This window comes from Mesorhizobium sp. BR1-1-3, assembly GCF_020165455.1.
GTDB classification, from domain to species: Bacteria; Pseudomonadota; Alphaproteobacteria; order Rhizobiales; family Rhizobiaceae; genus Mesorhizobium; species Mesorhizobium ciceri.
The window spans coordinates 165,594-185,053 of record NZ_JAIUIC010000008.1; the positions used below are offsets into that span (position 1 = coordinate 165,594).

Below are 19,460 nucleotides of genomic sequence, written 5' to 3' on the forward strand. Positions count from 1 at the left end.
ACCATAGAATCCAGTTCGATCAGGCGATCAGCACGCGCGGCTCGAAGCGGCCGTTGACGGGAATATCGAGCAGAAAGGTCATGCCGCCCTGCAGATCCAGCAGACGCTGCTTCTCATCCTTGCCCGACCAGGCGGAGGTGACCGCCAGCCGGTCGGCCTTGGCGCCGACGAAGGCTGGGCAGGATGGCTGCGTCACCGGCATGGCGACCGTGCGGACGAGCTTGCCGTCGGGTCCGTAGGCTTCGATGACGCTGCCGCCCCAGACGGCGTTCCACAGGATGCCGTCGCGGTCGAGCACCGACCCGTCGACATAGCCCTTGGCCGAGCGGTGGTCGACGAACAGCTTGGGCTCACCGGCAGGCAGACCGGTCGCCGGGTCGCAGGCGACGCGCATCAGCAGCCCGGTCGAGGTGTCGGTGTAGTAAGCGATCGCGCCATCCTCGGTAAAACAGATCGAATTGGAGACGGTGATGTCCGAAAACAGCTGGCGCAGTTCGCCCTTGAAAAACCAGTAGATCGAACCCGCGCCTTTTTCCTCGCCCTTGCCCATGGTGCCCATCCACAGGGCACCACAGGGATGGACGCGGGAATCGTTGGAGCGCGTGACCGGATTGTCGGCCTCGACAGGCGTGTGCAGCGTCAGCTTGCCGGTCGCGACATCGCGGACATAAAGGCCGGTCTCGGCGGCGATCAGCTGGCGCTTGTCGTCGATGACGGCGATGGCGCTCGCCATTTGGCCAAGCTCATGGACGGTGGTCGCGCCGCCGGACAGCCGCTTTTCCAGAAGCTGGCTGTTGACGATGTCAAACCAGTAGAGCGTATCGGTGGCGGGATCGTAGCTCGGCCCCTCGCCGAGCTGGCAGACGTGATCGGAAAAAACCGAAACGATCGCTTCGCTCATCCTGCTTCTCCGAACACCGCATCCCAGGCCGCGACGGCAGCTTGCGCACGCGCGGCCACCTCGTCGACGCTCATGCCCGGCTTGAACAGGCTGGAGCCCAGACCAAAGGCGGTCACGCCGGCAGCCTTGTAGCCGGCAAAATCTTTTTCAGAGACGCCGCCGACGGCACCGACCAATGTTTGCGCCGGCAACACCGCGCGCATCGCTGAAATGCCGCCGGCACCCAGCACGCTCGCCGGGAAGAATTTCAGGGCCGAGGCGCCGAGCTTGATCGCCAGGAAGGCTTCGGTCGGCGTGAACACGCCGGGCATCGTCACCATGCCGTAATGCATGGCGCGCGCCATCACCTCGGCATCGATGTTGGGACTGACCAGAAGCCGCCCTCCGGCCTGGTGCAAGCCATCGACATCGGCCGGCGTCAGCACCGTGCCGGCGCCGACCAGCGCCGTTTTCGGCAGCACTTGGACGATGCGGGCGATCGACGAGAACGGTTGCGGCGAGTTGAGCGGCACTTCGATCGCCTCGATGCCAGCGTCGAACAGCGCCTGGCCCATGGCCATCGCCTCGGTGGGCTTGAGCCCGCGAAGGATGGCAACCAGGCCGCGCTTGAGTTTTGGAAACGGTGCGGTCTGGCTCATCGGGCAACTCCAATTCTGGCGATCATGCCGTTCTCGCGCGCCGCCTCGACGAGACCGGCACGCACTGCCTCGTCGGCGTCGACGGCCCGGACCTCAAGCCCAGCAAGACCAAGTGCGGCCTGGTAGAGGGCGGCCAGCGCGCCGGAGGCAATCAGCACCACGGGTTCGGCGCGGGCGCCATGCCGGCGGCTGGCGGAGGCGATCTCGCCGCCGATCAAAAGGCCGGACAGGCAGGCGGCGGCATCGTCGGCTTTCAGATCCTGCAGCAGGCCGGCGGCGCGGATCGAAAACAGCCGCGAGGTGACATCGCCGCCTTCGCCCAATGCGGTTTCGCACCAGCGGCGGAAGAACGGATTGTCCGATGTGACCGGCTTGGGGTGCTCGCCGAGCGAATGGCGCAGGATCGAATGCGCGGCAAGCACGGAAAACAGCTCACCGGTCGGCCAGGTGCCGAAGCCGGTAACAGCGCCATCCTCGACCAGCACCCATTTCGAATGGGTGCCGGGCATGCAGACCAGCTGGCGCCCCCTGGCCGGCAGGCCGGCGCCGGCAAGCTGGGTTTCCTCGCCGCGCATGACGTCGGGCGCGTCGGTCAGCCGCTGGGCCAGACCCGGAACGATGCGGATGTCACGGCTCTGGCCGGGCACGCTGGCGGCACCCGCAAGGATGGCGGTAAGCGGCGCCGGCACGGTGACATAGGGCGCTTCGAGCCAGCCCTGGCGGGACCCGGCCATGCCGCAGATGATGACGGGCAGCGCCGCTGGTGCTCCCATCGCCGCCAGATGCCCTTCGAGGATGGTCGAAAAGCCCTTTTGCTGCGCGGTGATCAGGCCGTCATCGCCGCGGCGTTCGGCAAGCATATTGCCTTGCCCGTCGATCAGCCAGACCCGCATACGGGTCGTGCCCCAGTCGACGGCGGCGACCGCCGGTGCGTTGCCGGCTTGGCTCACAGGAAGCCTCCATCGACGACCAGCATCTGCGCTGTCAGCATGCGCGAGGCGTCCGAGGCCAGGAACAGCGCGGTGCCGACGATGTCGTCCGGCTGCATCACCTGTTTTATGCACTGCTTGGCGACATGGGCGGCAAGCCCCTGTTCGGTCACCCAGAGCTCCTTCTGCCGCTCGGTGATCACCCAGCCGGGCGCAATGGCGTTGACGCGGATGCCGTCCACACCGAGCTTGCCGGCCAGCCCCTTGGTCAGACCGAGGATACCGGCCTTGGCGGCCGTGTAGGACGGCATGTCGGGGTGGTTGATCAGATAGGACGTCGAGGTGAAGTTGATGATCGAGCCGCCGCCGGCCCGCTTCATGCCCGGCGCCACCGCTTGCGCGGTGAAGAAATGCGGCCTCAGATTAATGGCTTGGTTGTTGTCCCAGAACTCGACCGTCACGTCTTCGACGGCGTGGCGTTCGTCCCAGGCCGCATTGTTGACCAGCACGGTGACATCGCCATGCGCCTGGGCAGCCTTTGCGGCGGACGCCCGCAGGGCCTCGACATCGCGCAAATCGGTCTTGAGATAGAGCGGCCGGCGGCCGAATTCTTTCTCGATGCGGTCGGCAAGAGCTGTGCTTGGGCCGTCGGCGATGTCGATGAAGGCGACATTGGCGCCCTGGCGCACAAAACCCTCGGTCAGTGCCGCGCCAATTCCGGAGCCGCCGCCGGTGATCAGCACCGAGGCTCCTTCGAGGTCGGCAAAATGCGCCGATGGCATCATCGTTGTTGTCTCCCCGCGCATGATCCCTTTCCGAAAATCGGATCGATTTTCGGAAAGGGATCATGCGCAAATGTTAAATGCTACAGCGTCCTTTGCGCGTCTTGAAAGACGCGCGGCGCTGTAGCGTGGCCGGCGCGCATCCTAGCCGCGCAAGGCGCGCGGGCAAGGGCGAACCGTCGAATTTCAGGGCTTATGTCAGACAAAACGACAATGCGCCGCACCGGATGTGCACGGCAGCACCGTCGGGGTTGGGGATTGCGGAGGACCGCCGGTCAGATCGCCTTGGCGCGCAGGGCGCCGCGGAAGGAATCGCGGAGATAGCCGAGCGTGGCGTCGGCATCGACCGGCTTGCCGAACAGATAGCCCTGTCCGCCGGCGCAGCCAAACTGGACCAGGCGATCGGCCTGCGCTTCCTGCTCGATTCCTTCGGCGACGACGTCCATGCCGAGCCCTTCGCACATTGCGAGGATAGCGCGGATGATGTGTTCCGACGGCCTGTCGTCGAGAATGGAGGAGACGAAGGCGCGGTCGATCTTGAGCTTGTCGAAATGGAATTCGCGCAAGCGGCCGAGCGAGGATTGGCCGGTGCCGAAATCGTCGAGCGAGACGCGGATGCCGACGCGGCGCAGATCCTCGACGATCTGAGCAGCCGAGGCCGGGTCGTTCATCAGGCCGGTCTCGGTGATCTCGATCTCCAGCCGGCGCGGATCGAAGCCGGTGCGGTCGAGGATCGCCAGTATGTGCAGGCCGGTGTTCTGGTCGACGAGCTGCGAGGGTGACAGGTTGAACGACAGGAACAGGTCCTTCGGCCAGCTTCTGGCGGCCTCCGTCGCCTTGCGCAGCACCAGCTGCGACAACGGGCCGATGATGCCACGCTCCTCGGCGATGGGAATGAAGACGGTCGGCGGCACGGAACCCAGGTCGCGGTCGGTCCAGCGCGCCAGCGTCTCGAAGCCGATGGTGCGGCGCGTGGCGAGATCGACGATGGGTTGGAAATGCGGTTCCACCTCGCCGGCCGAGACAGCCCGGCGCAGCGCCTGTTCGATGCGGGTGACGCGCTTGGCGGCTTCTTCCATCTCACGGGTGTAGACGACGACGCGGCCACGGCCGGAACGCTTGGCGTGGTAGAGTGCCGTCTCTGCCTTGTTGATGAGGATTTCCGTGGTCTCGTCGCCCGAATAGAACAACGAGCAGCCGACCGAGGCCGAAAGCCTGGCGGTGCGTTCGCCGACATCGTAGGGCGCCGACAGGATCTCGATCAGCATGCGCGACTTTTCGGCCGCAGCGTCCTCGCTGAATACCATCGGATAGAGAAAAGCGAATTCGTCGGCGCCGATGCGGCAGACCGTGGAATAGCCGTCCATAGAGGCGCGCAGCCGCATCGCGACCTGGATCAGGATGTCGTCGCCGGCCTTGTGGCCGAACAGATCGTTGATCGGCTTGAAGCCGTCGAGGTCGAGAATCCCGACGGTAAAGGGCGCGGGATCGTCGGCTCGGTCGGCGATCAGCCGATCGACCTTGTCGAAGAAGCGGCGATGGTTGCCAAGCCCGGTCAACGGATCGGTGAATGCCAGATCCGTGCTCTCCCTGTTTGCCTGACCGGTGCCAAACGAAGTTTGCATCGGTGTCCCTGTTTTGTGACTTCGGAATTTATTTTCAGACTGGCAGCAAACCCTTTAGGAAACGTATCGCGAAATCGATTTTCCATGGGCAACCGCGACCTGTTTCGAAGGATCGATGTGAGGTGTGCATTCGGGCTCAAGGAACAACGAAGACGCGCAGCCTGGCTCCTGTCACGGAATGACCGGCAGGGCCGAGCTTGCGACTTGCTGATGCCAATCTTCAAAAGGTCGCGATTGGCAGACGGGCAGTGAGCCTGTACAGGCAGGACAGTCGCCCATCCGAGCCGCCGGAGACCCGCCATGAAGCTGAAAATCGCCGTCCAGATGGACCACATCTCCACCGTGTCGATCGCCGGCGACACCTCGTTCGCGCTGTCGCTGGAAGCGCAGCGGCGTGGCCATGAGCTGTTCCACTACACGCCGGATCGGCTGTCGTTGCGCGACGGCAAGGTGTTTGCCCGCATTGAGGAGATGCAGGTGCGCGACGAGAAAGGCAGCCACTATTCGCTGGGCGAGAAGGTGCGCACCGACCTGTCGGAGATGGATGTCGTCCTGCTGCGCCAGGATCCGCCCTTCGACATGAACTACATCACCACCACGCACATCCTGGAGCGCATCCATCCGAAGACGCTCGTGGTCAACGACCCGGCCTGGGTGCGCAACAGCCCGGAAAAGATCTTCGTCACCGAATTTGCCGACCTGATGCCGGACACGCTGATCACCAAGGATCCACTCGAAGTTGCCGCCTTCCGCAAGGAGTTCGGCGACATCATCGTCAAGCCGCTCTACGGCAATGGCGGCGCCGGCATCTTCCATCTGCTGGAGGGCGACCGCAACCTGGCCTCGCTGCTGGAAATGTTCGGCCAGATGTTTCGCGAACCCTATATCGTGCAGCGCTATCTCAAGGACGTGCGCAAGGGCGACAAGCGCATCATCCTGATCGACGGCGAGCCGGTCGGCGCCATCAACCGGGTGCCCGCCGAACATGATTCCCGCTCCAATATGCATGTCGGCGGCCGCGCCGAAAAGACCGAGCTGACGGCGCGCGAACGCGAGATCTGCGCCCGCATCGGGCCTTCGCTGAAGGAGCGTGGCTTCATCCTGGTCGGCATCGACGTCATCGGTGACTACATGACCGAGATCAATGTCACCTCGCCGACCGGCGTGCGCGAGGTCAAACGCTTCGGCGGCGCCGACATCGCCAGCCTGTTCTGGGACGCGGTCGAGGACAAGCGCGGGTAAGCCGTTTTCATTTTGTCTTAACCATGTTCCGTTTTTGCAACCGCGCTCAATTCGGCTGCAACCCACGCGCTCACATGTTCCCGTAATGTTCTTGATTTGACCGAGGATTTGTGATTGTCTGCCCGTGGGGCCATTTCTTGGCCATCGCGTGGGTTGTGGCCTGGGGGCAAAGAAATGGTGGCGCGGGTTCGCACGGTCGCTTTCCAGGGCATCGAGGCCGTGCCGGTCGACGTGCAGGTGATGATCGCGCCCGGCAAGGTCAACATGCACATCGTCGGCCTGGGCGACAAGGCGGTGGCCGAAAGCCGCGAGCGGGTGCAGGCCGCACTGCATGCTTCAGGCCTGTCGATGCCGTCGAAGAAGGTCACGGTCAATCTGGCGCCGGCCGACCTGCCGAAGGAAGGCAGTCACTACGACCTGCCGATCGCGCTTGGCCTGATGGCTGCCCTTGGCGCCATTCCGGGCGACATGCTGGCCGGCTATGTCGTGCTTGGAGAATTGTCCCTCGACGGCACGATTGCCGCGGTCGCCGGCGCCTTGCCGGCGGCGATCGCCGCCAATGCCGAGGGCAAGGGCCTGATCTGCCCGTTCGCCTGCGGACCTGAGGCGGCCTGGGCTGGAAAGGATTTCGACATTCTGGCACCGCGCAGCCTGATTGCCATCGCCAATCATTTTCGCGGCACGCAGGTGCTGTCGCGCCCCGAGGCCGGCATCCACGCCGCCGCGCTGGATTTGCCCGACCTCGCCGACATCAAGGGCCAGGAGACCGCCAAGCGGGCGCTGGAAGTGGCGGCCGCCGGCGGGCATAATCTTCTAACATTGTGGCTAATTAAACGCGGGCTCCGACGAACTAGACGTTAGACGCTTCAGCGCCGCGGTTACGATCGCGCCCTGATCGGAGTGATAGCCGACTTGAGCGTAGGCCGCCTTCAGGCCGCCGAGCCGCCGGCGGAAGAACTGGCTGGTCGGTATGGTAGGATCTGCATCAATGATGCCTATCGACAGGTGGCCGTGAAGATCCATCAACCGTCGCAGGTGATCGAGAAGCTGTTCGTCAGTGATGCGGCTGCCATCTTCGTTAAACCGGATCGCGGCCTTCCTGACGGCCCTCTCATGCCGCTCGTGCTGGTTCCGTAAGGAAGCTGCGCCTCGGCTCGTCAAATTCACTTCGCCAAAACCTGCCAATTGACAAGCGTTGGTAAGACCGCCGAACCTTCGAATAAAATATCTGGCTGTGGGCGAATGGAGATCCTTGTTGATGATCGCCGTCGTTAGGCGCCCGTGCTCGGCGTGGATGCGACGCAGTTCGTTGAGAAGATCCTCGTCGGTGTAAGGTTTCCCGTCAGCGTTTAGTTTCCATCGCGTCGGCATTTCATATCCGACTGACAGATAGGCGGCGTACAGGCTACCGTAGCGTTTCCGAACTGCCTGCGGCAGGGGCAGATACGGACAATCATGCACGAGTGAATATGTCAGGCGCCCGTGCTCTACATAAAGCCGAGTAAGACGTTCGTGAAGGTCTTGGTCACTCAGGCGCACCCTGGTGATCTCTTTCAGCCGACGCGCCGCCGCTTTGAATAGTTTTACGGGAATGATGGGCTCCATCATTTCGGAACGAGACCACGTCTCCGGTAGGGTTTTGAATGGTCGGCCCAAATTGTTGAGCTGCCGGCCGAAGACGTAGCGGCCGATGTAGATTTCGTTCTCCAAAAGGTTACGGATGGTGCCCAGTGACCAATCACCACCGCGGCTAGATGTACGCCCCTCTGACGCTAGCGCTTTTTCGATCTCGGCAAGGCGCATTTTTTGATCGACGAACATTCGGAAGATTCGACGCACAAGATCCGTCTCCTCCTTCGGTCCATGGGTCAGAATGACCCGATCGGTGATGATCGCTTTGCGTTCGCCCGGCTTCAATATCATACGGCGAGTGCCGCCCTCGTCGATCAGCTGCCGCCTGGTACCGTAAGGAGCATCGCCGCCTTGCCTAAAACCCAGTCGCGCCAGTTGGCGATGCGCGCGCGATACCTTTCTTGATAGCTCTCGGCTGTATTCTGCCGCCATGACGCGTTTTATCTGCTTGACGATCGCGGAGGTCGCGCTGCCATCGTTTTCAAATGCTTCGGCACAATAGGCGACCGAGACGCCAGCCTCTCGGCACAGAAACTCGTAGTGGGCTGACTGATCCACATCCTGGAATCGCCCCCAACGGCTGATGTCCAGAACCAGAACAACCGTATAGGGCGCCTTGCCGCCCATCACGTCACTCAGCAGCTGTTTGAGGGCTGCTCGTCCGCGCAATGTCAGGCCGCTCCGTCCAGCGTCCTTGTAGGTTTCAACAATCTGATAGCCACGCGATTTGGCGTACGCTGCGATTCCTGCGCTCTGATTATCGAGCGAATAGCGCTGGTGTTCAGTGGACATACGTATGTATTGCGCCGCCGGGATTAGCCCGGTGCGTACGACTGGCAAGTTCAAGGCTTTTCCTCGGAGTTCGGTGGGCAATTACGGCCACCGGCAGTACCCGAAGCATGGCACCAGTCAAGGGACGGACTTCTGTCCCTCGAAGTCGATATTCTCACGGAGCTTACCGCTATCTGGCAGAAGAACCTCCCGCCTGGCATTCAGGGGTATGTATTCGGACTCAGGCCCACGCTAGCCGGCGGACGGTTCATGCTCATGATCGGCCCGCCGGGCTCGGGCAAATCGATGCTGGCGCAGCGGCTGCCGTCGATCCTGCCGCCGCTGGCGCCGAAGGAATTGCTCGAAGTCTCGATGATCGCGTCGGTGGCGGGAGAGCTCGGCGAAGGCAAATTGACCGACCGGCGGCCGTTCCGCGCTCCGCACCACTCGGCCTCGATGGCGGCGATGGTCGGCGGCGGCATCCGCGCGCGGCCGGGCGAGGTGTCGCTGGCCCATCACGGCGTGCTGTTCCTCGACGAGTTTCCCGAGTTCACCGGTATTATGGAGCAAACTCACCAAATATGATGATGTTTGCCATTATATGGAGCGTATCTTGTAGGCGTAGACACCTGTCACAAGGTTGTCGTTTTCGGATACCGGCTTAAACCCATTCTCCCTCGCCAGCGCAACGCCCCGCTTGGTCATTGGCCTTGCGTACGCTGTGACAAAGTTCTTGTTGACGATGAAGAGCTTTAATTGCTCATGAGCGCCGGCTTTCCCTCTTGGACCAACGCCGGCTATGCCCCCGATGTAAACGTCAGCGCCCTTTCTAAACTTTTGGGCGAAACACTTCACATCGATTGGGGGTTCAAGGAGATTCCGATTTTTGACCCGGTCCAAGCCATCGCTTGTAAGGGGCAATATGCAAAAATACCCAATGATTTCATGGGTCTTCGTATCTACAATTTTACGAAAAGCCTGCTTGTTGCGGCGATAAAGAGCTAAGGTGTCTTCCTCACTGGAGACCTGTCCAATCTCACTTTCCGCAATCTTCCGTATTTTCGGCAGGTCTTCTTCTCTGCACGCAACACTAGTGACGTTCTGAAGAGAACTGGACGTTCTTATATATATCGTAGATATCAAAGCCACAATCAAATATACAATAAACAGGGCAAACACCAGCCCAAGCATTGTTAATGATGCGATCGGAATTAGATTGACAGCCGGGGCCGACCAAGGAAATTTGGCGATGATCCTGTCGTCAACTCCCCACAGGGAGAGAAGCAACCCAAACGCCGAGAAAGCGGTTGCTACAATAGCCCAAACCAATGTTTTCAAGATTGTCCCCCTAAGCGCGGGGGCAGCATATAATTCTTTGCGGAATTTACAACCGGCTAAAGAAAACGATTATAGCGGCGCGCCAAAGCCTGGGCGGCATACGCGACCCAGACGGCTATAATCATGCCAATAATCAGTTCATCCATGACAGTCACCAATTTTGCTTTCGATGGCCACCGGCTGAATCTCGGTAGGACACTAACTAATGCAACTGAGGAGCATAGGTTGCAAAGGTAAAAGCAGCGTTCACTTAGGCGCTTAGAGCCTAAGTGTCAACTCGCGATAATATTCCGTAATAATTTCAAGTCTCTAGACTGACTTGTCGAACGCCGATCACGTCCATGCACATCATGAAGAATGCGGCGGTGAAGCTGCCACGGCTTATCTTGTTTGCCAGATTCCTCTCGCTTTCGTGGGCGCCCTTCTCCGTCAGCTTCTCGGCCAGCGCCGCGTACGTTATGCCACGGCGCTTCAACTCGCCCTTCAGTATGTTTTTGGCCTGCTCCTCGTAAGGCGCGGTCAGGGAATCGTCCGCCATCATCATATCTCCAGAAAAAACATCACGGATGATGATATATACCCTTGCATGTGCTGATTCAATGTCCTATATCCGATGTATAACATCATCGGATTTGATATGTCTCAGCATTTCCTCCTCTCTCCCGCCGCCAAGACCCTCTCGCTGGTCAAGGTCATGCGCATGTCTGACGTGGAAGCCCGGACGGCTTTCCGCAAGATACGCTGGTCGGAAACGGATGGTGAGCCGGTTTGCCCGGAATGTGGCGGCCTCGATGCGTATGACCTCAAGACGCGCCAGGTTTACAAGTGCAAGGCTTGCTCGAAGCAATTCAGCATCACGTCAGGCACGATCTTCGCCAGCCGCAAGTTGGCGGTGCGCGACATTCTCGCCGCCATTGCCGTCTTCATAAACGGCGCCAAGGGCTATAGCGCCCTTCAACTCTCCCGCGACCTCTCAGTTGATTACAAGACGGCCTTCGTGATGCTGCACAAGGTCCGTGAGGCCATAAAGCTGGCCCGTGACGAAGGCGCTCTATCGGGCAGCGTAGCCGTTGATGGCGCTTACTTTGGCGGGTATGTGAAGCCGGCGAACAACAAGAACGACCGCAAGGATCGCCGCTTGACTGCCAATCAATCCGGCAAGCGCCAGTCGGTTATCGTTGCCCGCGAAGCCGATGGCCGCACGATTACCCACGTCGCTCGCACGGAGGCAGATGGCGTTGCCTTCGTCGCTGCCGCCGTGAAGCACGGTTCAACGGTTCACGCCGACGAAGCTTCGCATTGGGATAAGTTGGCCGCCTATTTCCCGATAAAGCGTATCAACCATCAGGAAGCGTATTCGAAGGATGGCGCTTGCACGAACGACGCGGAATCATTTTTTTCGCGCATCCGCCGCGCCGAGATCGGTATTCACCATCGCATCGCTGGCGACTATCTCGGCTCCTATGCCGCCGAGATGGCATGGCGCGAAGATAATCGCCGCGAAGCCAACGGCACTCAGTACGCGATGGTTGTCAGCGCGGTAGGCGTTGCGCCGAAGTCGGACCAGTGGTGCGGTTACTGGCAGCGCCGGGCAAAATAAAAGAAGGCGGGCCTCAGGGAGCCGCCTTCTTTTGCTCTTTCTTCAAAAAGATATTGAGGTACTGACCAAGCTCGGCAAGTCCGTCAGCGGACATGTTCTCCGGAAAGATCAGCGTTACGTCCCCTTCATCGACGGGGAAGACTGCCTTTCGTGACCCCTTCTTAACTTCAATCGCCAAGGTGTTTTGGCCGGAGCGCGCCACGATGTCCGCAAGGTGTTGCGGCATGGCCGGCGGCGTCTGTGCGGGGGAAGCTTCCATAATTTTCATCTCTTTCACTGGGATCCCCGACATCCCTTGATCGGTAAAGGCCCACAGATTGTCATCCGAAAAACCTAGGACGGTCGCGCCGTTCGGAAACTGGTCTACGCCTTGACTGGACCACTGGACCTTATCGCCGACCTTGATGTCGAGCGGCGGTTTTTCCGCGCCGGCATTATGAATCTCGGAGACGTTTTTGTCCACGGTTTTATCAGGCTCGTACAGTCCGATATACCCGGCTGTTTCCTTGAATTCGGCTAGCACCTCGTGGGCAGCTTCCTTGTTGAACAGAAAGTCAAAAACCAAAAAATGCACGACGGAGTTGTCAGACGCTAGCCCGACTGGGTACTTGTTATAGATCGCCTTGTGAACTTTAGGGTTTAAGGCAACCCTCCGTAAGAGAACCTTTTTTTCCGTCTCATCTTCACGCTGGTCGAGCAGAATCCGACGCGCAATTTCCGATACCTTAATCTTCCGAGCATCGCCGTCGCCTTGAACTTCGATTAGGCCATAATACCCAAGCGTTGCGAGTGTTTGCCGCCCTCCACTGCTTTTCGCGCTGTAGCCCCACGCGGCGGCGACTGATTCTACCGGTGCCGCGTAGTCCCCCTCCCGTTCATAAAGGGCTCTGGCCTTCTCCACTGCCTTCTGAACGCTGAGAACGGGGTAGGATGGGCTGCGCCCCGCCCTGCGCTTCTGGCCACTCTTGGCTTCGGCACTCGTGGCCTCGCTTTGGTCTGACATTGTAGCCTCCGGCTCTGGATCTCGCAGCCTTCATATATGAGGAGGCTAGAAAAGTCAAAAGTCCGAATATGTCCAAACCGGGTATTGCATTATGACCAGACTGCCCGCAGGATGCGCCGTGGAGATTCGTATCCACGGCGCATCGAGCAAGGGTAATCGGTATGGAACCCATATAGCCTGACTGCTTCCTGATCTGACGAGGTCTGATCCACCTGGTCAGTTTCAGCAGCCGCCGCTGGGCGGTAGGAGCCGGGGCGCAAATGCTCCGGTTCCACTCGACTGTCACGGAAATAATTCCGGGGCAGAAACATGCGACCGAAAATCGGCGCAGCACAAAATGACAATGATTCATCTGAGAATCGGCGTCAACCGGTATTCGGTCGCATCCTTTTCAGAGGAGAAAAGGAAATGAACGACCGCAAGGTCACACCGGACATGGTTCCGGTGATTAAGTTGGCCCGCCACTTGGGAATCCCGTACTCGTGGATTTCGGGCTATTACCCCGGCCTCAACTTTGGCCGGATTGCTGACGTGATGGCGGGGCGTAGGTTCCCCGAAATCAAGCCGGCAACAGAACTCCCCGCTGACTTCCCCTTGCCGGGATCGATGGCGGCCTAAGCGAAGCAATACAAGGGGCGGCCTACCGGTCGCCCCTTTTCAATTTCCACAGCTTGTAAGGGCCGAATGCGTCGTGATCGTCAGTCCAGCCGCATTCCTCAATCAGCCCTTGGATCACACAGACCTTTATGCAAGCGCCGATGCGTTTCCTTATCGTGGTGACGGTCGCCTCATCGGCGGCTAGCCCACGGTCTGAAACCCATAGCTCGGTAATCTGGCGCGACGTAAGGGGCGCGGTGGCTTCCCGCATGGTGTTGAGGACGAAACGCTTCACAGTGCCTTTCACGGCCCGGTGCTTGGTGACGTACTCTTTCAGGGGAGACGTGTCGGCGTTCGGATCAAAGAGCCTGATAGCCGCGTCCAGATGGTCTATATCGACCGTCAGTTTTTTGATCTCGGCGCGGTACTTCTCACGCAAGGCCACAAGCTCGGCGTGCTTGCCGACAAGGCCGGCTACGGTGTTCGGTCTATCGTAGTCGTAAATGTTCACCATGCACGGTGATATATACCTCGTTTACAATGGCGTAAACATCATATTTGGTGAGTTTGCTCCATAATACCGGAGTTCACGCCGCAGACGCTCGATGCGCTGCGCCAGCCGCTGGAGACCGGCGACTGCATGATCGCGCGGGCCAACCATCGCGTCACCTATCCAGCGCGTATCCAGCTGGTGGCGGCGATGAACCCGTGCCGCTGCGGCATGGCCGGCGAGCCTGGTTATCGCTGCCTGCGCGGCGAGCGCTGCCGCACCGACTATCAGGCGCGCATTTCGGGCCCGCTGCTCGACCGCATCGATCTCAGGATCGAAGTGCCGGCGGTCTCGGCCAGCGACCTGATCCGGCCCGACCGGGCGGAGAAAAGTGCCGATGTGGCGATGCGCGTGGCACGCGCCCGCACCATCCAGCGCGAGCGCTTCGAGCGGCTCGGCGCCACCCGCGCCACCACCAACGCGCATTGCGCGCCCTCGGTCATCGAGGAGATCGCCATGCCGGACGCCGCCGGCCTGTCGCTGCTCAAGGACGCCAGCGAAAAGCTCGCCTTTTCGGCGCGAGCCTATCACCGGGTGCTGAAGGTGGCGCGGACACTCGCCGATCTCGACGCCAGCGAAACCGTCGGCCGCATCCATCTGGCCGAAGCGATTTCCTACCGCATGAGCTCGGAGCGGGTGGCGCAGGCGGCGTAGGTCACTCGCCGCCCGACAAGCCGACCTTGCCACGCCACCTTCCGCAATCACGCCATAACCGTCATCCGACGAATCGGCCATCTCCGCACTGCGGCGGACCTGATTGTCCGCTTGGTCGACGTCCTCACCACCCAACGGCCCCCACCGACCGGGCGCCGGCCGTTTCTCCGTCTTCGGGGGCGTGGACGTCATCGCATCGGACCAAAGTCTTGGTCTCCGCATTGGGAATTCCTTATTTAGATAATGTGAATATGATTGCGGTCGGGGAGCCCGCTATGTTCGTTGACTACTACGAAGCTTTGGAAGTCAGCCCGAACGCCAACTCGGAAACGCTGGAGCGCATATTTCGCTATTTTGCGATGCGCTATCATCCCGACAATCGCGAAACCGGCGATGAAGCCCGCTTCAGTGAAATCGTGGAGGCCCACAACACGCTCAAGGATCCGGTCAAACGCGCTCAATACGACATCGCGTATAGGGACCATGCCGGCCTTCGCCGCGAATTGACCGAGGAAGCCAGCAACAGCAAAGGCATCGAGCGGGATGTCGTGATCCAGGCCAGGCTGCTGTCGCTGCTTTACGCGAAGCGCCGGCACGACGTCAGCAATCCCGGGATCGGGGATGTGGAGCTCGAACGCCTGTCAGACTGTCCGCGAGAGCATCTCGAGTTTCATCTCTGGTATCTAAAAGCGAAGGGCTGGATAGCAAGAGTGGAAAACGGGACGATCGCGATTACGGTGGAAGGCGTCGATAGGGTCAACTCCGAACACCGTCGCGATCCCACCATCCGGCTCCTGGACCATACAGCTTCCTGACGCCTCACCTCCGGAGGAAGTCAGGCCGAAGACCTGCCGCCCCATTCACGGCAGGGACTGGCCTCTTCAGCCCTGCTGCGCCTTCAGTTCCAGCCGCCGCGCGTGCAACACCGGCTCGGTGTAGCCGTTGGGCTGGACGCGGCCCTTGAATACCAGGTCGCAGGCGGCGAGGAAGGCTATCGACTTGTCAAAGTCGGCCGCCATCGGCTCGTAGAGCGGGTCGCCCTCGTTCTGGCGGTCGACGATGTCAGCCATGCGCTTCATCGTCGCCATCACCTGGTCCTCGCTGCACACGCCGTGGTGCAGCCAGTTGGCGATGTGTTGCGAGGAGATGCGCAGCGTGGCGCGGTCTTCCATCAGGCCGACATCGTTGATGTCAGGCACTTTCGAGCAGCCGACGCCCTGGTCGATCCAGCGCACGACATAGCCAAGAATGCCCTGCGCGTTGTTGTCGAGTTCCTTCTGGATATCATCCGGCGACCAGTTCGGCCGCACCGCGACGGGCACCGACAGGATGTCGTCGAGCCTGGCCTTGGGCCGGTTCTTCAGCGCCGCCTGCACGGCGTGAACATCGACCTTGTGATAGTGCGTGGCATGCAGCGTCGCCGCCGTCGGCGACGGCACCCAGGCAGTGTTGGCGCCGGCCTTGGGGTGGGCGATCTTCTCGACCAGCATCGCAGCCATCAGATCCGGCATCGCCCACATGCCCTTGCCGATCTGGGCGTGGCCGGCCAAGCCGCATTCCAGCCCGATGTCGACATTCCACGCCTCGTAGGCGGAAATCCAGGCGGCCTGCTTCATATTGCCCTTGCGGATCATCGGGCCGGCTTCCATCGAGGTGTGGATCTCGTCGCCGGTGCGGTCGAGAAAGCCGGTGTTGATGAACACGACGCGCTCCTTTGCGGCGCGGATTGCCTCCTTGAGGTTGACGGTGGTGCGCCGCTCCTCGTCCATGATGCCCATCTTGATGGTATTTTTCGCCATGCCGAGCAGCGCTTCGACGCGGTCGAAGATCTCGACGGCGAAAGCGACTTCCTCCGGCCCATGCATCTTGGGTTTCACGACATACATCGAGCCGGCTCGGGAATTGGCGCGGCGGCCGTTCGGCCCGACATCGTGCAGCGCGATCAGCGCCGTCATCGCCGCATCCATGATGCCTTCCGGAACCTCATTGCCGTCGCGGTCGAGGATCGCCGGGCTGGTCATCAGGTGGCCGACATTCCTGACCAGCATCAGCGAGCGGCCGGGCACGGTCAGCGTGCCACCGGCGGGCGCGGTGTAGGCGCGGTCGGGATTGAGCTTGCGGACAAAACTCTTGCCGCCCTTGGTGATCTCTTCCGCCAGGTCACCCTTCATCAGGCCGAGCCAGTTGCGGTAGACGACGACCTTGTCTGGCGCATCCACCGCCGCGACCGAATCCTCGCAGTCCTGGATGGTGGTCAGCGCCGATTCCAGGATGACATCGGCGATGCCCGCCGGATCGGTGCGGCCGATCTGGTTGTTGCGGTCGATCACGATCTCGATGTGCAGGCCGTTGCGCACAAGCAGCACGGCATCGGGATTGGCGGCATCGCCGCGATAGCCGACGAATTGCCTGGGGTCGGCCAGCGTCGTCGAGCCGGCGCCGGCGCTCAGCCGCAAGGCACCCTGCGCCAGCGACAGGCCATTGACGCCGGCCCATTTGCCGGACGTGAGCGGGGCAGCCTCGTCGAGAAAGGTCTTCGTCCAGGCGACGACCTTGGCGCCGCGTGCCGGATTGAAGGCTTTGCCCTTTTCGGCGCCATCCGTTTCGGGGATGGCATCGGTGCCGTAGAGCGCATCGTAGAGCGAACCCCAGCGCGCATTGGCAGCGTTGAGCGCATAGCGCGCATTCATCACCGGCACGACCAGCTGCGGTCCGGCAACATCAGCAATTTCCGGGTCGACATTGTCGGTCGACACGCTGAAGGCCGGGCCTTCGGGAACGAGGTAGCCGATCTCTTTCAGGAAGCCCTTGTAGGCCTCCATGTCGACCGGCGCGCCGTGATCGCGATACCAGCCGTCTATCTGTTCCTGGATGGCGTCACGCTTTGCCAGCAGCGCCCGGTTCTTCGGCGCCAGATCATGGACGATGGCCGAAAAACCGTTCCAGAAGGCGTCCGCTTCGATCCCCGTGCCCGGCAGCGCTTCCCTGGCCACGAACTCATGCAGCTCGCGGGCAATCCGCAATCCGGCGATCTCGATGCGGTGGGTCATCAGGCTACTCCAGATGAAAGGCTTTGCGGGCCTTTGGCATGTCAGGTTTGCCGGGTCAATTCAGCTTAGGGTGAAGGTGGCGTATTTCGCCGCGTCGCTCAAACCGCAATGCGCGGCCTTCCCGAGGCCACGGCCACGACATGCGCCTCGATGAACATGCGCTGGGCCTCGACGGTCGAGACCCGGAATCCGGTGGCGACGTCGATCTCGGCGCTGTCGGTGCCGGCATGCCTGGCGCGCTCCGCGACGATGGCGCGGACATCGGCCTCGGCCGCCGCGATCGCCGCTGCCTCGTCGAGGAAATCGCGTACGGTCTCGCCCGAGGCGAGACGAAACAGCCCTTCTATGGGCTGGCTGACCCGCGCCTCGGCCGAAACCCTGACCTGGCCGACGACGGCGCCGAGCGCGTTGGCGACATCGGTATCCCTGGGCACCACGCAGTCATTGCCGATCAGCTCGGCCAAGCCGGCATAGTGCAGCGGCGCCGAGGCGCCGAGGCCGATGACCGGGCGGTCGAGCGCAACGCTCAGGCGGGCGATGCCGGGATGCGCGTCGACTGCGCGCTGCACCAGGGCGTGCGCCACCGTCGCGGCGCCGTCGAGCCCATCCTCGGCAAAGGCGGTCTCGAGGATATATTCGGCCGACCAGCGCGTCAGCGTCACCAGCACCCGTTCCGAGATCGCTTCCGGCGAAGCGGCGATGTTCTGGCCACGGCCGTCACGCTTGCGGGCGAACAGTTCGGCGCCGAGGCGCGCGGCGATGGGATCCCAGTTCGCCTGCTTGCCCAGCACGTGGGCGGCGTCCGACGGGGTGAAGCCGGCGACATGCACCAGCCCGCGCGACACCAGCCGGTTCAGCGTCGCGTTCTGCGCGTTCGAGGTCAAAAGCCTGTCGACGGCGAGCGGCACGGCACCGATGGCCTCGTAGAGCCTGGCTTCGGCGCCGGTCAGGCCGGCGGCGAGCCGGTCGGGCACGCCGGTGCGCACCGCGAAACGGCCGTCCATGCGGCCGGGATTGGGTGCCCGCAACTGGCGCTCCAGCTCTGAGATCACCGCTACGCCATGCGCCATGCCGGCCAGCGCCAACGGCACCAGGCGGCGCGGCCCGAGCAGGATCTTTGGGTTGAGCGCGCCATCCTCCAGCGCCACTTCGGAATCGCCGCCGAGGCCGAAGGTGCGCATGGCGACGGCCTCGACCATGGTGCGGAAGCCGCCGACGGTGGCGCCTTCCGGATCTAGCCTGGGACGGCCGCCGTCGAGCACGGCGACGTCGGTGGTGGTGCCGCCGATGTCGGACACCACAGCATTGTCGAGCCCGGTCATGTGGCGGGCGCCGACCAGGCTGGCGGCCGGGCCGGACAGGATGGTCTCGATCGGTCGCTGGCGGGCAAAAGCGGCTGAAACCAGCGCGCCATCGCCGCGCACCACCATCAGCGGTGCTGCGATGTTGCGCGCCTCGAGAAAGCCTTCGGTCGCCGCCACCAGCCGGTCGATCATCGAGATCAGCCTGGCGTTGAGCAAAGTGGTCAGCGCCCGGCGCGGGCCGCCGAGCTTGGCCGACAGCTCGTGGCTCGATGTGACCGGCAGGCCGGACTTGTCGCGGATCAACTCGCGGGCGGCGATCTCATGCGCCGGATTGCGGGTGGCGAAGTAGGCGCAGACGGCAAAGCCGGACACCGAGGCGCCGAGTTCCGGCAGCGCCGCTTCCAGTCCGGACAGATCGAGCTTGGCGGCATTGCCATGCACGTCGTGGCCGCCCGGACAAAAAACCACCGGATCGGTGCCGAGCGCGGCCTTCAGCCCGTCGCGGGCGAGGTCGCCCTCGGAAAAGCCGATCATCACCAGCGCGACGCGGCCGCCCTGGCCCTCGACGAGCGCGTTGGTGGCAAGCGTCGTCGACATCGACACCAGCTTGATATCAGCCGGATCGGTTCCGGCTTTCTGCAGCACCGCGTCGACGGCGCCGGAAATGCCGACGGCAAGATCATGCCTGGTGGTCAGCGCCTTGGCCTTGGCCAGCACCTTGCCCTTGTTCGGCCCTTCTTGCGGGCCTTCCGTTTCAGACCACAACACGGCATCGGTATAGGTGCCGCCGGTGTCGATCCCGAGGAACAACGGTTTTGGCTTGGTCTTGGCTGTCATTTTTGGC

16 protein-coding genes and 3 pseudogenes are annotated in these 19,460 nt (G+C 61.9%); 7 read left to right on the forward strand and 12 right to left on the reverse strand.

The window, feature by feature from the left end:
• Positions 1-19: 19 nt before the first annotated feature.
• The 5 genes from LB559_RS19395 to LB559_RS19415 all read right to left on the reverse strand — a co-directional run bounded on the left by LB559_RS19395 (position 20) and on the right by LB559_RS19415 (position 4,875).
• Complete coding sequence (locus LB559_RS19395; protein WP_024502161.1) at positions 20-901, reverse strand: SMP-30/gluconolactonase/LRE family protein; 882 nt, start codon at positions 899-901, stop codon at positions 20-22.
• Complete coding sequence (locus tag LB559_RS19400; protein WP_013528597.1) at positions 898-1,539, reverse strand: 2-dehydro-3-deoxy-6-phosphogalactonate aldolase; 642 nt, start codon at positions 1,537-1,539, stop codon at positions 898-900. The genes LB559_RS19395 and LB559_RS19400 overlap by 4 nt, the downstream gene beginning before the upstream one ends.
• Positions 1,536-2,489, reverse strand: a complete 954-nt coding sequence (locus LB559_RS19405) for a 2-dehydro-3-deoxygalactonokinase (protein WP_224674756.1) — start codon at positions 2,487-2,489, stop codon at positions 1,536-1,538. Before LB559_RS19405 ends, LB559_RS19400 begins: the two co-directional genes overlap by 4 nt.
• The gene (locus tag LB559_RS19410; RefSeq protein WP_224674825.1) at positions 2,486-3,253 is read right to left on the reverse strand and encodes an SDR family NAD(P)-dependent oxidoreductase; all 768 of its coding nucleotides are present in this window, start codon (positions 3,251-3,253) and stop codon (positions 2,486-2,488) included. Before LB559_RS19410 ends, LB559_RS19405 begins: the two co-directional genes overlap by 4 nt.
• Positions 3,254-3,525: 272 nt before the next feature.
• Complete coding sequence (locus tag LB559_RS19415; RefSeq protein WP_013528600.1) at positions 3,526-4,875, reverse strand: putative bifunctional diguanylate cyclase/phosphodiesterase; 1,350 nt, start codon at positions 4,873-4,875, stop codon at positions 3,526-3,528.
• 300 nt (positions 4,876-5,175) lie between these two features.
• Between LB559_RS19415 and gshB the strand changes: the two genes are divergently transcribed.
• Together gshB and LB559_RS19425 are read left to right on the forward strand one after the other, a co-directional pair.
• Complete coding sequence (gene gshB, locus LB559_RS19420) at positions 5,176-6,117, forward strand: glutathione synthase (RefSeq protein ID WP_013528601.1); 942 nt, start codon at positions 5,176-5,178, stop codon at positions 6,115-6,117.
• 174 nt (positions 6,118-6,291) lie between these two features.
• Positions 6,292-6,933: pseudogene (locus LB559_RS19425) on the forward strand (magnesium chelatase domain-containing protein); the annotation flags it as partial.
• A gap of 9 nt (positions 6,934-6,942) precedes the next feature.
• Here the strand turns inward: LB559_RS19425 and LB559_RS19430 are convergent.
• Positions 6,943-8,595, reverse strand: coding sequence for a recombinase family protein (locus LB559_RS19430; protein ID WP_224674757.1), 1,653 nt, complete (start codon positions 8,593-8,595; stop codon positions 6,943-6,945).
• Positions 8,596-8,760: 165 nt separating this feature from the next.
• On the opposite strand from LB559_RS19430, the pseudogene LB559_RS19435 reads away from it, so the two are divergent.
• Positions 8,761-9,075: pseudogene (locus LB559_RS19435) on the forward strand (ATP-binding protein); the annotation flags it as partial.
• A 42-nt stretch (positions 9,076-9,117) separates the two neighbouring features.
• On the opposite strand, the gene LB559_RS19440 reads toward LB559_RS19435, so the two are convergent.
• Both LB559_RS19440 and LB559_RS19445 read right to left on the reverse strand, forming a co-directional pair.
• The gene (locus LB559_RS19440; protein ID WP_224674758.1) at positions 9,118-9,858 is read right to left on the reverse strand and encodes a hypothetical protein; all 741 of its coding nucleotides are present in this window, start codon (positions 9,856-9,858) and stop codon (positions 9,118-9,120) included.
• A 301-nt stretch (positions 9,859-10,159) separates the two neighbouring features.
• Positions 10,160-10,396 (reverse strand): DUF6471 domain-containing protein, encoded by a 237-nt coding sequence (locus tag LB559_RS19445; protein ID WP_224674759.1) that lies wholly within the window; start codon positions 10,394-10,396, stop codon positions 10,160-10,162.
• A gap of 99 nt (positions 10,397-10,495) precedes the next feature.
• Here LB559_RS19445 and LB559_RS19450 point away from each other — a divergent pair, with 99 nt between their 5' ends.
• Positions 10,496-11,458: an IS1595 family transposase gene (locus tag LB559_RS19450; RefSeq protein WP_224674760.1), complete on the forward strand. Its 963-nt coding sequence runs from the start codon at positions 10,496-10,498 to the stop codon at positions 11,456-11,458.
• Positions 11,459-11,471: 13 nt separating this feature from the next.
• Here the strand turns inward: LB559_RS19450 and LB559_RS19455 are convergent, their stop codons facing one another.
• Entirely contained in the window at positions 11,472-12,461 is a 990-nt protein-coding gene (locus tag LB559_RS19455) for a hypothetical protein (RefSeq protein WP_224674761.1), read from the reverse strand.
• A 408-nt stretch (positions 12,462-12,869) separates the two neighbouring features.
• Between LB559_RS19455 and LB559_RS19460 the strand changes: the two genes are divergently transcribed.
• Positions 12,870-13,079, forward strand: coding sequence for a hypothetical protein (locus LB559_RS19460; RefSeq protein WP_224674762.1), 210 nt, complete (start codon positions 12,870-12,872; stop codon positions 13,077-13,079).
• 22 nt (positions 13,080-13,101) lie between these two features.
• On the opposite strand, the gene LB559_RS19465 is transcribed toward LB559_RS19460, so the two are convergent.
• On the reverse strand, positions 13,102-13,572 hold the full coding sequence (locus LB559_RS19465) for a hypothetical protein (RefSeq protein ID WP_224674763.1): 471 nt from the start codon (positions 13,570-13,572) through the stop codon (positions 13,102-13,104).
• Positions 13,573-13,638: 66 nt separating this feature from the next.
• Between LB559_RS19465 and LB559_RS19470 the strand changes: the two are divergent.
• Both LB559_RS19470 and LB559_RS19475 read left to right on the forward strand, forming a co-directional pair.
• A pseudogene (locus LB559_RS19470) lies at positions 13,639-14,262 on the forward strand (ATP-binding protein); the annotation flags it as partial.
• A gap of 275 nt (positions 14,263-14,537) precedes the next feature.
• Positions 14,538-15,077 carry a J domain-containing protein gene (locus tag LB559_RS19475; protein ID WP_224674764.1) on the forward strand — a complete coding sequence of 180 codons (540 nt, stop codon included), beginning with the start codon at positions 14,538-14,540 and terminating at the stop codon, positions 15,075-15,077.
• Positions 15,078-15,143: 66 nt separating this feature from the next.
• Here LB559_RS19475 and LB559_RS19480 read toward each other — a convergent pair whose 3' ends face one another.
• Positions 15,144-17,312, reverse strand: a complete 2,169-nt coding sequence (locus LB559_RS19480; RefSeq protein WP_224674765.1) for a malate synthase G — start codon at positions 17,310-17,312, stop codon at positions 15,144-15,146.
• A gap of 98 nt (positions 17,313-17,410) precedes the next feature.
• On the reverse strand, positions 17,411-19,453 hold the full coding sequence (locus LB559_RS19485) for a hydantoinase/oxoprolinase family protein (protein ID WP_224674766.1): 2,043 nt from the start codon (positions 19,451-19,453) through the stop codon (positions 17,411-17,413).
• Positions 19,454-19,460 lie beyond the last annotated feature (7 nt).

What these genes read in the sequence shown, in the direction of transcription:
- LB559_RS19395 (WP_024502161.1), bottom strand. Translation starts at nt 901, where the DNA reads ATGAGCGAAGCGATCGTTTCGGTTTTTTCCGATCACGTCTGCCAGCTC.
- LB559_RS19400 (WP_013528597.1), bottom strand. Translation starts at nt 1,539, where the DNA reads ATGAGCCAGACCGCACCGTTTCCAAAACTCAAGCGCGGCCTGGTTGCC.
- LB559_RS19410 (WP_224674825.1), bottom strand. Translation starts at nt 3,253, where the DNA reads ATGATGCCATCGGCGCATTTTGCCGACCTCGAAGGAGCCTCGGTGCTG.
- LB559_RS19415 (WP_013528600.1), bottom strand. Translation starts at nt 4,875, where the DNA reads ATGCAAACTTCGTTTGGCACCGGTCAGGCAAACAGGGAGAGCACGGAT.
- gshB (WP_013528601.1), top strand. Translation starts at nt 5,176, where the DNA reads ATGAAGCTGAAAATCGCCGTCCAGATGGACCACATCTCCACCGTGTCG.
- LB559_RS19445 (WP_224674759.1), bottom strand. Translation starts at nt 10,396, where the DNA reads ATGGCGGACGATTCCCTGACCGCGCCTTACGAGGAGCAGGCCAAAAAC.
- LB559_RS19450 (WP_224674760.1), top strand. Translation starts at nt 10,496, where the DNA reads ATGTCTCAGCATTTCCTCCTCTCTCCCGCCGCCAAGACCCTCTCGCTG.
- LB559_RS19455 (WP_224674761.1), bottom strand. Translation starts at nt 12,461, where the DNA reads ATGTCAGACCAAAGCGAGGCCACGAGTGCCGAAGCCAAGAGTGGCCAG.
- LB559_RS19460 (WP_224674762.1), top strand. Translation starts at nt 12,870, where the DNA reads ATGAACGACCGCAAGGTCACACCGGACATGGTTCCGGTGATTAAGTTG.
- LB559_RS19465 (WP_224674763.1), bottom strand. Translation starts at nt 13,572, where the DNA reads ATGGTGAACATTTACGACTACGATAGACCGAACACCGTAGCCGGCCTT.
- LB559_RS19475 (WP_224674764.1), top strand. Translation starts at nt 14,538, where the DNA reads ATGTTCGTTGACTACTACGAAGCTTTGGAAGTCAGCCCGAACGCCAAC.
- LB559_RS19480 (WP_224674765.1), bottom strand. Translation starts at nt 17,312, where the DNA reads ATGACCCACCGCATCGAGATCGCCGGATTGCGGATTGCCCGCGAGCTG.
- LB559_RS19485 (WP_224674766.1), bottom strand. Translation starts at nt 19,453, where the DNA reads ATGACAGCCAAGACCAAGCCAAAACCGTTGTTCCTCGGGATCGACACC.